Below are 14,132 nucleotides of genomic sequence, written 5' to 3'. Positions count from 1 at the left end.
AGTTTTTAGTTTTGAAATAAATTTAGTTTTTAATGATAATCTTTTTTCCTACTTCGATTTTGTCTTTTGTTGCAAGCTTAACGATATAAATACCGTCACTTAAGCCCGAAGTAGGGAATTTATACGAGGCATCTGCACCTAAATCTTTTTTGCTGAAAATTATTTTCCCAGCTACATCATACAAACTGCAAGTAGCAAGATCCATTAGTAATGAATTACTTATTGTTAGACTTTTCTCGGTGTTATTTTGATAAACTACAAAATTTTGAATTGCTTTTTCTTCCAAACCTAAAGATACTTTAGTCTTAAAAGTAATTTCATATTGTTTATTATTGACTCCCGAAGGCAAAGTCAACTCGTGAAAACTATTCTTGATGTCATAATATAAATCTGCAACCTTGTCGTGTAAGTAAACGTTTGAAGCACCAGTAAAATTTAAAATTTCTTTAACCGTAATCTTATAATTCGCTTCTCCGGTATTTCTAAAACCAATGGGAATACTTTTATCAATATCAAATTTTAAAGCATTAATCACAAATTCTGAATCATCTAACACAAAATATACATCCGCTGCCGAATCATCACTTGAAGACATGGCGTCCATAGCACGATCCACCCCATCTGTCGCTTCCGGAATAAATGCCAAAGCTAATTGACGAACTCCTTCATTGTTTAACAAAGTATTAAAACGAATTTGAGGTGTAGGAGCAATACTTACTTTTGAATAATCATATCCAGAAACAGATTGAATTGGAGACATATACCCCGAAGTATTCTTCGTTTTATATTGATTTGAATTTTTTTCAAATTGAGAATAATTAGTCGCTCCTTCCTTAACGAAAACTCGGTAACTATTTTTCATCTCTACCGTTCCGTTAGCGTTTCCATCAATTAGAAATCCTTGCCCAACGGGACAAAAACGTCTTTCATACGTTCCTCCTGTCCCTGCAATACTAACTTCATTCCCCAAACCATCATACGAATAAAAAGTGGCAGGAGCATAAACCCCCATGCCAGTCAGTCCACCGGGAGAAAAAGCGCCATATCCTCCTTTATACTCAGCAATATAATGTGAATTTACCAGCTTATCCTGTTCCCAGAAATAAGCGATACCTGTAGTACTACTAGTAGCTCCAACTAAAAAAGCGGATAAATCTATGGCTGAGGGATACGGATTCCCTGTCAGTGTAAATTGTTCAATGCCGACTGGAATAGAAATAGTTCCGTCATTTGGTTTTCCTCTAAAATCGTAGCGTTGCGCACTACCAGGATTATTTTGAACCCCATTTACGGTAATTAAATTAGTTCCAGACGTTCCTTTCATGGTAAATCCTTCTCCGGCATTCAAGTTTGAGGAAGAACCCACTTGAACCCAATCCGCATATCCTCCAGTAGCTACTAATTTATTAATCCAGTAAGGAGCTATCGCAAATGGACTAGCGGTTCCATTATAATTATTCATGGCTAAAGGAGTAGAAGTAGCACTGTTAGTCAAATCAACAATATCTCTAAGTTGTGTAATCCCAAAAGAGGCATTCCCAGCACTGGCCAAATTTCCACCGACGGGCGAACACCAGTAATTAAATTGAAAATTATTAGTACTTCCCTCTTGAAAAACAGATAAGTTCCCTAACCCTTTATTGGCTCCGGCCGCAGCGGTACCCTGAAGTAACTGTGCATCTTTTCGTAAATAAAAATTACTGGACGCCGCATTTAACTCTACCGCTTTTTGAACATAAACTACTTCGTTGTTCACGAACACATCCGTATTTGCACTTACAAAAAGCTGGGCATTGGCGTAGCTCTGAAACAAAAAACCAGTTATAAAAAGGAATGATCGATTAAGTATTTTTGAGCTCATAATCTGGTAATTTTAATTAAAAATCCTTTTATGCTTAGCTGTAATCTTACCTGTTTAAAAAACAAATCTGAAATACACAGATCCTTTTTTTTCATAATTTCCGATTTATAATACTTTTCAGACATCTGAAAATCAAGATATTGCCCTTAACTGAATCGATTTATCAGTATATTTTTAAGAAATGGAAAAGTAATTTTAGGTAAAATTTACAAATAGGCACTATTTTTTGTTAAAGTTACGACAAAAGTAGAATAAGGAAAGGTAAAAAATACGTTAAAAGGTTAAAAAAATCGTTGAAATGCACTAATTTAAATATAACATGTGGTTTTTCTTATATTTTAAATCGACAAAAAAGAGACAAAAAAGAGACAAAAAAACGATAAAAATTAAGCTTTAAATTTTACATACGAAAAAAGGAAAAAATTTAGGTCAAGAATTAAGATTACAAACAATTGATGTTCATTATTATTTGATATTTTAAATAAAAAAATAATTAAGATTTTAAGTATAAAACCGCTAGTATTTATAATTTACTGCAAAAGGATTTAAAAAAATACAATATGACTGTCCGCTATAGACCCCAAGCTACATCTTACGAATAAAATGTAGCTGTTTTGTCATTACGACGAAGGAGAAATCACATAACGAGAGCAACTAATGAGATTTACTTCGTCAGTTCGCTTTGCTCGGGTCTACTTCGTCGAAATGACAAACTTAAATACATTGGTATAGTACGGACAGTCCTAGAATATTTTTGAAAAAATGACTCTTGTTTGTATTACGGATAGTCATAAAATATAATTATTCTCGTAAAGTCGCCAAGACACAATTCATAGACTGACTTTGCGGCTCTGCGTCTTTGCGAGATTTCTTTGCCTATAATCTTAATGAAAAGACAACAGTATTTTCAAAATAAATGGAAAAACATTCTATCAACATCAATTGCAACCAGCTAAAAAAAAATTCACTTTTGTAAGACCAAATAATTTAAAAATCGCAAAAAACAACGGCTTTTTAAATAGGTTAAATTTTCTTCATTAGCGTAGGCTTCCCGTTCAAAACTAATGTTTCTATAGGCTAAGTCAGCATTTTTATACTGAACCAATCGAACCAAATACTCCAGAAAATACCAAATAAAAAAAGGGAGAACCAATAATTCCAACTGCTGCCGAAGGTGAATTTTTTCATGATTTATAAAGACTAAATTTTTTTTATCGACCCGATGTTTTATAAAAACAAAGGGAAAAGCCGCTAATCCGCGATACCCTTTTGGAATTAAATATTTAGTGACAATTAGAAACATGCAGTCAACAAAATTTTGAATTAGAAACAGAATAGCACAAAGTAATAAAAAACATTTGAATTTGTTTCATTGCCTTTTACTTCTTAAAAACAGCTCTTTGCAGATCCTCACAAAAACTAAACGTAATTTACTTCTAAAGTAACGGTTTTTTTATTACCAATAGTCAAAAATATGGTAGGTAAAACGCCTTTTTCAACAAAATTTTAAGCAACATCCTACCTGCAAGCTAAATTTAACCACGCCAAACTCCTAAAAGCATAATTTTTTATCTTTTTTTCAGTAATAATAGCTAACAATCTCAATATCATCGATGAAATGCATAAAAAATTAGATAAAACGTATAAAATAATATAACATTTATGACTAAGAATGTGATTTTGTAACAAAAAAAAATTATTTTTGTCGCACCAAAACCAAAAATACCACAAAGAATAACCTATGGAAGAACATTACTTAACCAATAATACCGATTCCCTAAATCACACACTGAATCTTGATATTAATTCTTCCTCAATTGTTGCAAAACAGAAACTATATAATACCCAGTCGATAATTGCTTTTTTGAGCTTCTTAATGATGTTTTTCTTTACAGGGAATATTATGAATGCACAAGTTACAATAACAAAACCTAATTTATCCATTCCAGTTTGTTCAGGCTTTCCATCTTCCTACTATTCTTTAGATGATATAATAATCACCGAAACAAGTACAAGCAATTTTTCTTCAGGAACTAATATTACATTAATTCTCACTGCACCAGCTAATTTTGAATTTAAAGCTAATACCGGTTCTGTATCTGCTATTGGCGGCGGTGACTTCAGCTCAATTTCATCATTAACCGTTTCTTCAAGCGTTATTACTTTGACATACAGTGTTGATTCACCTACAAACAAAGCGGACAGATTAACTTTTAGTCAATTACAAATAAGAGCAATAAATGTTGCAAGTACTGGTAATATTACCCGCACTGGAGGAACGGGAACAATATCCGGTTTAATTAGCGGAACAACCGTAACAAACACACTAACATCTGTCACAGGAACATCTCCATCTACAGCCAATGGAGGTTCAAACCAAACATTGGCGGCTTGCGCAACAACCACAACCTTAGCAGGAAATACCCCTACTTATGGCACCGGATCTTGGTCAGTGGTTTCTGGAACAGCAACAATAACAACACCATCTTCTTCAACTTCTGGGGTGACTGGATTGGTTTTAGGAACAACTGCAACTTTACGTTGGACTATTTCGAACGGTAGTTGTCCCGTTTCTTCAAGCGATGTTACAATTACTACATCAACTGGCCCTGCTTGTTTGGTTTATTGTACTCCAATACACACTACTTCCTGCGCTTCAAACAAAATAACAAACGTAACTTTTAATACGATTAACAATAATTCAACCTGTAGCGACATAAATGGAACGTCATACACCAATTATAATTTATCAGGAACTCCTACTACCAGTTTATTCATTGGTTCTACCTATAATTTAAGTATCACAACTGGAACTAATGCCATTGTTTCTGCATGGATAGATTTCAATCAAAATGGATCCTTTGAAGCATCAGAATGGAAACAAGTTTATACTAGCGGAACTAACGGAACAATTAGCATTTCTATACCCGGTACAGCACTGGCAGGAAACACAACCCTGCGCATCAGAAGTAGAGTTAACACTTCGGCAAATGGCTCGACAGACGCCTGTACTTCATTTGCTAGCGGGGAAACTGAAGATTATACAATTACCCTTGTAACACCCGCAGCATGTGTGACACCAACCGCACAACCAACTGCATTAAGCTTAACTCCAAGTGGAACTTCAATTGCAGGCTCCTTTGTAGTTGCAAGCCCTCCATCTGATAATTATTTGGTGGTAATGAATATAACAGGAACCCCACCTACCATTGTCAACGGAACAACTTATAGTATTGGAGGAACTGTAGGCGCAGGAAATATCGTGGTAAACACTGAAAATGAAAATACTTTTACTGCAACTGGACTAACGCCAAACACAAAGTATTATTTCTTTGTTTATTCGTTTAATTCCACATGTACGGGAGGGCCATTATACTATACCACTTCTCCATTAACAGGAAATACAACAACCACTTCCTTCTCTTTTTGTCCACCTACATCAAATGTAAGTACACGTTATATTAATAGTGTTCAAACAGTTGGAAATCTTACCAACATGAGCAATTTAAATACAAATCGATCTACAAATGGTTATGGTGATTATACAACACTACCCACAACTACGCAAATTCCTGGAGGGGGCATTAATCTCGATGTTACATTAGCAATATCAAGACAATACTTAAAAGCATGGGTAGATTGGAACAATGACGGAACACTTACAGACTCTGGGACTGAACTAGTTTACTCTTCCAGCGGCGTTTTGTCTATCGCCACTTCATTTGGTTTTGTGGTGCCTTTGGGAACTACTCCCGGAAATTACAGGTTAAGAATACGTTCTTATGAAGCCTCACAAACTTTTACGCCTTGTGGCAATCTAGCCACTGGAGAGACCGAAGATTATACAATTACTGTTGTACCTGATTGCCCAGCGATTATTTCCACAGTAACAGATAACTCACGCTGTGAATCTGGTACTATAAATTTAGTGGCTACTGCATCTGGAAGTCCTACCCAGTTCCGGTGGTATAATGCCCTTACTGGCGGTTCCCTTGTTGGAACTTCTCCAACTGGAAGCTGGACCACTCCTTCGATAAGTAGTACAACTAATTATTATGTAACCGCATATAATGGTACTTGTGAATCACTAATACGTACTAAAATTATCGCCAAAGTAAACTCTTCCTCAATTATAAACGTAACTCCATCAACTCCTGAAGTTTGTGGTGAAGGAAATATTGTGACTGTGATGGCATCCGGCGATAATATGGTAGATGATTTAATCAACGAAAATTTTCAAAGCGGATTAGGAAGCCTTTCATCCGTAATAATCGGCGGTGCGGGTGACGCTAGTACTCAATGGCAAAGTAAAACAAGTACTTTCGTTCCTAGTTTAAGTGTCTGGAAACCTGCAATCAGTTCACGAAGTATCAGTGATAAGTTTGCTTTTTGCACTTCGGACAAAAACCTATTAGTGAATACTTCATTAGAATCAGCAAATTTCAGCACGGTTCCCTACTCCGATTTAACATTAACGTTTAGACAATATTATTCCTATTATGGTGTACCTACAGACTACGCTTATGTAGAAGTTTCAACCAATAATGGAGCATCTTGGAGCGCGGTTCGCACTTATGTAGAGGATCATGCTATTGCCACAGATTTTGAAAATGTAACAATAGATTTAACTCCATATATCAACAATGCTAATTTCAAAATTCGATTCAGGTATAATGCGCAGTTCTGCGATGGCTGGGCTATTGACGATGTACGCTTATTTGGAACAAAACTAATGAATACTACCTTTTCTTGGAGCGGAGGAACCGTCGATGCCTACATTGATTTAGCTTGTTTAACTCCTTACACAAATCAGTCTGTCACTACAGTTTACATCAAACCTACCCCTACTCAATTATCATCAACATCATGGTCATTTACGGCTAGCGCAACTCTTTCTAACGGCTGTCCTGTTTCAAAGCTAGTTACCATTTATAACAAAACTAAACAGTGGCTGGGCACGACCTCTAACTGGAACGACGCTAACAACTGGAAACCGGTAGGAGTGCCTGATTTAACAAATTGTGTTTTTATACCTAACACATCTGTAATTCCAGGAAGCAACTATAATGCCTATGCAAAAAACCTTACCGTTAAATCAACCGGTAACTTGGAGCTTACTTCCACTAGTAACCTTACAGTTACCGATTTTGTAAATGTAAATACAAATGGTATTTTCAACATAAGAGACAAAGCAAGTCTAATTCAAACAAATAATGTTGCCAATTCTGGAATTGTAAATATTGAAAGAGTTACGCCACCGATATCTAAACTTGATTATACCTATTGGAGTTCACCTGTATCAGGATTTACTTTAGGACAATTATCTCCACTTAGCTCCTATATGTTTTCTTGGATACCAACAATTCTATCAGGTACGGATTGGGGACCTGGTAACTGGAATAATGAATCAGCGGCCACGACAATGGATCCAAGAAAAGGGTATATTGTACGTGCCCCTAATACTTTTAGCAGCTCTACTAAAACACCTTATACTGCGACTTTCATAGGAACACCGAATAATGGTACTATAACGGCTCCAATATCGAAAGGTACTTTAACTGGAACCGTCGCACTAGATAATGCTGAGGATGACGAATGGAACCTTATCGGAAATCCATATCCATCAGGGATTGATGCTGCAGCATTCTTAAATTTTGCTGATAATATACCAATTATTGATGGGACAGTTTATATCTGGACCCACAATTCACAACCAAGCACTATCCCACCCGATCCATTTTATGGTGATTATGTTTTGAATTATACGGATAATGATTATGCCGTTTTTAATTCAACAGGAGGAACTGCAATCGCATCAACAGGAGGGACTTCTTCAGGTTTTATAGCAAGTGGGCAATCATTCTTTGTGAAAGCGGCAAATACCATGGCAAATGGTACAACTGCTGTTGTAACTTTCAAAAATACTGTGCGTATTGCAGGAAAAAATAGCGATTTCTTTAAATTGACTAAAAACAATAAAGACGAAGCCATTCCAAAGAGTGTTACAGACATAGAGAGACATCGTATTTGGATAAACTTAACCAATAATTCCGGAGCTTTCAGCGAAACATTGGTAGGGTATGTTGCGGGTGCTACCCAAGAATTAGACAGGAGTTTCGATGCAGAATCTTTGGGAGGAAATGATGTTAGCTTCTACTCTATTATACCGGGAGCGGAATTAACGATTCAAGGACGTGCGTTACCATTTGATGAAAATGATCAGGTTATTTTAGGATATAATTCGGAAATTACTGGGGAACTATCAATTAGAATTGATCATATTGATGGACTTTTCAATACTCAAAACATCTATTTAGAAGATAAAGAACGGAGTGTAATTCATAATTTAAAAGAAAAACCGTACGTTTTTAACACAGAAAAAGGTGATTTTAACGATCGTTTTGTACTCCGATACAGCAACAAAACCTTAGGAACGAATACCTTTAACTTGAAGTCTGATATGACAAATGTGATTGTTAATCAAGACGTTACCGTTCAATCTTCTAGCCAACTGATAAAAAACATTGTAGTATATGATTTACTAGGAAGAAAAATTGACAGTTATAAAAAAGTAAATGCGTTAAAATATACTTTGAGTCATTTAAACAAAACGACAGCAGGCTTAATTGTAAAAATCACTTTAGACGATGATACCTTAGTTTCCAAAAAAATAATATACTAGTTAATAAATAGCACTGTAAAATCCACTCCTGACCGAGTGGATTTTTTTGAAAAATTCAAAAATATTTATGACAATCAAATGATTTAATTTGTTTCAAAAAATAGGAAGGGATTCATTCTAACTTAGATTATAAAATTTATAAATTTGTACTACTAAAATAATTTCTTTAACGAAAAACGCAATCGTTTGAGTAAATTGTATAAATTGAAATATTCTAACTATTTTTCACAATAGAATACCCGAACATGATTGACGAGAATAATGAAAATAAATTAATTGAAGGCGAAGACTTCTACTTTACACCTGAAGGTTATAAATGCTTTACCGAAAAACACCATTTAAAAAGAGGGTACTGTTGCAAAAGCGGCTGTCGTCATTGTCCGTACGGTTATGATAAGAAAACGGGAACTTTAAAAAAGTAGAGAGAGTTCAGTCACAAAATCAACTCACCAATAAAAATGGATATTCAATCTCAGAAATATAGAATCAAAATTCATAAATCCTACCACAGGTCGGATATTCGTTATCCATAACCATTTTTTTTATTGACTGCATTACTTATTTAAAATGAGGAACAAAATGCAAATCGAGTATAAATACAATTCGAAAACGAGTTAATTTGAAGACATAAAAATGTGAAAAACATTGCTATTTCTTTAAATTTTTCAATATTTAAATTTTTCAATAAAAAAACATGACTTTCCAAGAACAAATAAAACAAGGAATTCCTACAATACTACCTCAACTTAAACCGTATGAGGCAGACATTAATCATGCTCCAAAACGGAAAGAAATCTTATCTGCAGAGGAGAAAAAACTGGCGCTTCGTAATGCTTTGCGTTATTTTGAACCTGAACATCACGCCGTGCTAATACAGGAATTTCGACAAGAATTAGAAACATACGGTCGCATTTACATGTATCGCTTTCGTCCGGATTATGAAATGCGTGCGCGTCCAATTAATGAATATCCAGGAAAATGCGAACAGGCAAAAGCAATAATGCTGATGATTCAAAACAACTTGGATTATGCCGTGGCGCAACATCCCCATGAATTGATTACCTATGGTGGCAATGGAGCCGTTTTCCAAAACTGGGCGCAATATCTATTGACCATGCAATATTTATCGGAAATGACCGATGAGCAAACATTAACCATGTATTCAGGTCACCCAATGGGATTGTTCCCTTCACACAAAGAAGCGCCAAGAGTTGTCGTGACCAATGGCATGGTAATCCCTAATTATTCTAAACCTGATGATTGGGAAAAAATGAATGCGCTGGGCGTTTCACAATACGGACAAATGACTGCCGGAAGTTATATGTACATAGGTCCGCAAGGAATTGTACACGGAACCACCATAACTGTTCTGAATGGTTTCCGTAAAATAAAACGCAGTCCAAAAGGAGGTTTATTTGTAACTTCCGGATTGGGCGGAATGTCTGGCGCACAACCAAAAGCCGGTAATATTGCCGGTTGCATCACCGTTTGCGCCGAAGTAAATTCAAAAATTACTCATATTCGTCACAGCCAAGGCTGGATCAATGAAGTGATTGAAGATATTGATAAATTAGTACAAAGAGTCGCTTTGGCGCAAGCCAATAAAGAAATTGTTTCAATCGGGTATCTTGGAAATGTAGTTGACGTTTGGGAAAAATTTGACGAAGAAAATATCCATATCGATTTAGGATCAGATCAGACTTCCTTACATAATCCTTGGGCAGGAGGGTATTATCCCGCGGGTATTTCCTTTGAAGAAGCGAATGAAATGATGGCTGAAAACCCCAATTTATTCAAAGAAAAAGTACAGGAAACATTGCGCCGTCATACCACGGCAATTAATAAACACACGGCAAAGGGAACCTATTTCTTTGATTATGGGAATGCTTTCCTGCTGGAGGCTTCCCGCTCCGGAGCTGATGTTATGGCTGAAAACCTTATTGATTTTAGGTACCCGAGTTACGTTCAGGATATAATGGGACCTATGTGTTTTGATTATGGTTTTGGTCCTTTCCGTTGGGTTTGCGCCTCAGGGAATCCAGAAGATTTAGCTAAAACAGATTTAATTGCTTGTCAGGTTCTGGAAGAAATGGCAAAAACGGCTCCCGAAGAAATTCAGCAACAAATGCAGGATAATATTCACTGGATAAAAGGTGCGCAGGAAAATAAATTGGTCGTAGGTTCTCAAGCCAGAATCCTTTATGCTGATGCCGAAGGGCGTGTAAAAATTGCCCAAGCTTTTAATCAGGCTATTGCCAAAGGTGAAATAGGAATTATAATTTTAGGCAGGGATCATCATGATGTTTCCGGTACCGATTCTCCATACAGAGAAACTTCTAATATCTATGACGGCTCCCGTTTTACTGCTGATATGGCGATACAAAACGTCATTGGAGACAGCTTTCGCGGTGCCACTTGGGTCTCCATTCACAATGGAGGAGGAGTTGGCTGGGGCGAGGTAATTAATGGTGGATTTGGAATGGTTCTTGATGGTACAAAAGAAGCTTCCAGACGTTTAGAAGCTATGCTTTTTTGGGATGTCAATAACGGAATTTCCAGAAGAAGCTGGGCGCGTAATGAAGGCGCTATTTTTGCCATAAAAAGAGCGATGGAAGCACAGCCACTATTAAGGGTAACCCTTCCCAATAGAGTTGCCGACAATTTGTTGGATTTATAAAAATTTGGACGTATCTTTATAATAAAGAATTAACAATCAAATACTTATATCATGAAAGCGATTAAACTTATTCCGATACTATTCCTTTTTATATTGGCGTCCTGCAGCTCGATTAGAGTAAATTCTGATTACGATAAAAGTATAGATTTTAACCAATACAAAACCTATGCCTTTCATAAACAAGGGATTGACAAAGCGCAAATCTCAGAATTTGATAAGAAAAGAATTCTTCATGCCATTGATAATGAACTTTCTAAAAAAGGAATGTCCAAAAGTGAAAATCCTGATTTATTGATAAACATTCTCACAAAAGAAAGAGAACGAATAGATGTAGACCAATACAACGCCGGATGGGGTTATGGCTGGGGCTATGGATGGAACCCATATCTTTGGGGAGGACGTACTTATGTATCATCATCAACAGAAGGCACTCTTTATATCGATTTAATTGATGCCAAGAAAAAAGAACTCGTTTGGGAAGGTGAAGGCGTGGGATACTTAACGGAAAATCACAATCAAAAAGAAAGTCAAATCAATGAATATGTTTCTAAAATTTTGGCACAATTCCCGCCAAAATCTAAATAGTCAAAGATTCATTTTTCCATATAAATGGCCTACCTTTGTGTAGGCTTTTTTTATACCCAAATTATGACAATCCTTACAGATATTACAACTCTAGAAGACATAAAATTACTCGTTGATACTTTCTATGCTAAAGTGCAAAAAGACGAATTTATCGGACCCATATTTATCGAAAAAATAGGTAACCGCTGGCCGGAGCATTTAACCAAAATGTACCGCTTTTGGCAAACTATTTTACTCGAAGTACACACCTATTCCGGTAGTCCATTTCCGCCGCACAAACAATTGCCTGTTTCTAAGGAACACTTTGCACAGTGGATGGAAATTTTCATTGAAACCACCGATAGTTTATTTCTAGGTCCGGTAGCTGAAGAAGCGAAATTACGCGCCAAAAATATGGCCGAAATGTTCAATTATAAAATTGAGTATTTCAGGAATATAACAGAAAATCTCAAGCTTTAGTTCAAAGATTTTAAATGATTGTTAAATCTATATTTCTCTTAAATCATTACAATAACACTATGCGTAAAATACTTTTCCTTGTCTTTATTCAAACTGTTTTTTTTTCTTGTTCCAATTTAAAACAGACTACTGGAAATACCGCAACTCCTAAATTAAAACTAGTCAGCACCATTGAAATTCCTTTTGACAAAACTTTTGAAGGCACCAAGGTTGGCGGATTATCCGGAATCGACTACGATGCAAAGCAAGATCTATACTACCTAATCTGTGATGACAGATCCGTTTTTAACGATTCAAGATTTTATACCGCAAAAATTAATTTGCCCCAAGACAAGATAAAAAGCATTGATTTTCAAAACGTCACTTATTTGAAAGATGAAGCCCGAAAAAATTATGGCAACTGGAATACTACCCCAACAACAGCTTGTGATCCGGAAGATATGCGATACAATCCAAAAACAAATTCCTTAGTATGGAGTAGCGAAGGAGCGCGAGTGATTAACGCAGACAAGGAAATTTTACAGAATCCTTCCCTAAATTTTATAGATTTGAATGGTAATTTTCTTGGCAAAGCTAAATTACCAAAGAATTTAGAAATACAAAAAGAAGAAAAAGGACCAAGAAATAACGGAACTTTAGAAGGAATCTCTTTCGATTTTAAATACAACAATATTTACACCAATATTGAAGAACCGCTTTTTGAAGATGGCGACCAAGCCAATACCAGAAAAGGAGGATTGATCAGATTGTATCAATTTAATGCCAAAACAAAGAAGAATACAGCTCAATACGGCTATCAAATGGAACCTATTGCACTTGAACCCAATCCGAAAGGTGCTTTTGCCGTCAATGGTGTTTCGGCAATTCAGTATTATGGTAAAAACCAGTTATTGGTTGTGGAACGCTCCTACTCTACCGGTACGCAAGCCTGCACGGTAAAAGTATTTTTATGTGATTTGAAAAAAGCTACTGATGTAAAAAACTACAACTCGTTGCAAAATCAAAAAATTGAATTGGCTTCAAAAAAGTTAATTCTAAACATGGATGATTTGGGGATTTTTATTGATAATGTTGAAGGACTTACTTTTGGACCAAAATTAGCCAATGGTAATCCATCGATAATTTTTGTTTCGGATAATAATTTTTCAGACAAACAAAAAACGCAGATTTTAGTGTTTGAATTGGTGAAATAACCTATTTACTTATATAAATATTCAAACGAATAAATCAAAAATTGTAATCATGATATTACTGTTCATTAATATTTTTTTAGTTTATCAGGATTTTGTTTCCCGTTAAAAATGTCTAAAATTAGCACTCCATTTTTAGTTCGCTCGTAGATAATTTTGTAATCCCAAATGGATAAATGACGAAACCTCTCTTTGTTAATGATTGGATCAATGGCAAATTCATAACGTTCATCCTGTAACGACTCTGCCAAATCAATTATCTTGTTCAAGACTTTCTCGGCATTTTGTGGACTATCCTCAAAAATGTAATTATAAATTTCAGAAAGCGATTTTCTAGCTTCCTGAGACCAAATTACAATCATTTTTTTTGAGATAAAACATGACTGCGAACTTGTTCTGAAGTATAGGTTTCTGCTCCATCTGCAACAGATTGACTAATAGATTCTATATGCTCTATGTACTGTGATTTAGTCAAAGATTTACCTTCAATAGTATTTGCAACAATAGAATTCCCGTTTAAAACAGACTCTATTTGCTCTAATAGCTTTTCATCTTGAACAGCTATTAGTTTTTTGATTATCTGATTTTTATATGCCTCGATATTCATTTTACTTTTTTTTAATATAGTAAAGATACGAATTTTATATCGCACTGCTAAACAGAAATAACTCCTTCATT

The 14,132-nt window shown here is 35.5% G+C and carries 10 protein-coding genes; 6 read left to right on the top strand and 4 right to left on the bottom strand.

The genetic code is table 11. The features are described 5' to 3' along the window. Positions 1-22: 22 nt before the first annotated feature. Both ACFX5F_RS02740 and ACFX5F_RS02735 read right to left on the bottom strand, forming a co-directional pair. On the bottom strand, positions 23-1,861 hold the full coding sequence (locus tag ACFX5F_RS02740; RefSeq protein WP_379849665.1) for a T9SS type A sorting domain-containing protein: 1,839 nt from the start codon (positions 1,859-1,861) through the stop codon (positions 23-25). A 964-nt stretch (positions 1,862-2,825) separates the two neighbouring features. Next, positions 2,826-3,164: a hypothetical protein gene (locus tag ACFX5F_RS02735; RefSeq protein WP_379849663.1), complete on the bottom strand. Its 339-nt coding sequence runs from the start codon at positions 3,162-3,164 to the stop codon at positions 2,826-2,828. A gap of 438 nt (positions 3,165-3,602) precedes the next feature. Between ACFX5F_RS02735 and ACFX5F_RS02730 the strand changes: the two genes are divergently transcribed. The 6 genes from ACFX5F_RS02730 to ACFX5F_RS02705 all read left to right on the top strand — a co-directional run bounded on the left by ACFX5F_RS02730 (position 3,603) and on the right by ACFX5F_RS02705 (position 13,457). After that, a complete protein-coding gene (locus tag ACFX5F_RS02730; protein WP_379849661.1) occupies positions 3,603-8,543 on the top strand; it encodes a DUF8693 domain-containing protein in 4,941 nt (1,646 codons plus the stop codon). Between the two features lie 245 nt (positions 8,544-8,788). Next, entirely contained in the window at positions 8,789-8,965 is a 177-nt protein-coding gene (locus ACFX5F_RS02725; RefSeq protein ID WP_379849659.1) for a C1orf53 family protein, read from the top strand. A gap of 272 nt (positions 8,966-9,237) precedes the next feature. Next, complete coding sequence (hutU, locus tag ACFX5F_RS02720) at positions 9,238-11,220, top strand: urocanate hydratase (protein WP_379849657.1); 1,983 nt, start codon at positions 9,238-9,240, stop codon at positions 11,218-11,220. A 51-nt stretch (positions 11,221-11,271) separates the two neighbouring features. After that, positions 11,272-11,805 carry a DUF4136 domain-containing protein gene (locus ACFX5F_RS02715; RefSeq protein WP_379849655.1) on the top strand — a complete coding sequence of 178 codons (534 nt, stop codon included), beginning with the start codon at positions 11,272-11,274 and terminating at the stop codon, positions 11,803-11,805. 63 nt (positions 11,806-11,868) lie between these two features. Beyond that, entirely contained in the window at positions 11,869-12,264 is a 396-nt protein-coding gene (locus ACFX5F_RS02710) for a group III truncated hemoglobin (protein ID WP_379849653.1), read from the top strand. Between the two features lie 59 nt (positions 12,265-12,323). Continuing rightward, positions 12,324-13,457, top strand: coding sequence for an esterase-like activity of phytase family protein (locus tag ACFX5F_RS02705; protein ID WP_379849651.1), 1,134 nt, complete (start codon positions 12,324-12,326; stop codon positions 13,455-13,457). 65 nt (positions 13,458-13,522) lie between these two features. Here ACFX5F_RS02705 and ACFX5F_RS02700 read toward each other — a convergent pair whose 3' ends face one another. Together ACFX5F_RS02700 and ACFX5F_RS02695 are read right to left on the bottom strand one after the other, a co-directional pair. Next, entirely contained in the window at positions 13,523-13,816 is a 294-nt protein-coding gene (locus tag ACFX5F_RS02700; RefSeq protein WP_379849649.1) for a type II toxin-antitoxin system RelE/ParE family toxin, read from the bottom strand. After that, a complete protein-coding gene (locus tag ACFX5F_RS02695; RefSeq protein ID WP_379849647.1) occupies positions 13,813-14,061 on the bottom strand; it encodes a hypothetical protein in 249 nt (82 codons plus the stop codon). The genes ACFX5F_RS02700 and ACFX5F_RS02695 overlap by 4 nt, the downstream gene beginning before the upstream one ends. Positions 14,062-14,132 lie beyond the last annotated feature (71 nt).

Source organism: Flavobacterium zhoui, assembly GCF_042787235.1.
Lineage (GTDB): Bacteria > Bacteroidota > Bacteroidia > Flavobacteriales > Flavobacteriaceae > Flavobacterium > Flavobacterium zhoui.
The sequence above is the reverse complement of the archived record's forward strand: the minus strand, read 5'-3'. Positions and strand labels throughout refer to the sequence as shown.

Excerpts from the sequence above, each read along its gene's own strand:
- ACFX5F_RS02740 (WP_379849665.1), bottom strand. The coding sequence starts at position 1,861 with ATGAGCTCAAAAATACTTAATCGATCATTCCTTTTTATAACTGGTTTT.
- ACFX5F_RS02735 (WP_379849663.1), bottom strand. The coding sequence starts at position 3,164 with ATGTTTCTAATTGTCACTAAATATTTAATTCCAAAAGGGTATCGCGGA.
- ACFX5F_RS02730 (WP_379849661.1), top strand. The coding sequence starts at position 3,603 with ATGGAAGAACATTACTTAACCAATAATACCGATTCCCTAAATCACACA.
- ACFX5F_RS02725 (WP_379849659.1), top strand. The coding sequence starts at position 8,789 with ATGATTGACGAGAATAATGAAAATAAATTAATTGAAGGCGAAGACTTC.
- hutU (WP_379849657.1), top strand. The coding sequence starts at position 9,238 with ATGACTTTCCAAGAACAAATAAAACAAGGAATTCCTACAATACTACCT.
- ACFX5F_RS02715 (WP_379849655.1), top strand. The coding sequence starts at position 11,272 with ATGAAAGCGATTAAACTTATTCCGATACTATTCCTTTTTATATTGGCG.
- ACFX5F_RS02710 (WP_379849653.1), top strand. The coding sequence starts at position 11,869 with ATGACAATCCTTACAGATATTACAACTCTAGAAGACATAAAATTACTC.
- ACFX5F_RS02705 (WP_379849651.1), top strand. The coding sequence starts at position 12,324 with ATGCGTAAAATACTTTTCCTTGTCTTTATTCAAACTGTTTTTTTTTCT.
- ACFX5F_RS02700 (WP_379849649.1), bottom strand. The coding sequence starts at position 13,816 with ATGATTGTAATTTGGTCTCAGGAAGCTAGAAAATCGCTTTCTGAAATT.
- ACFX5F_RS02695 (WP_379849647.1), bottom strand. The coding sequence starts at position 14,061 with ATGAATATCGAGGCATATAAAAATCAGATAATCAAAAAACTAATAGCT.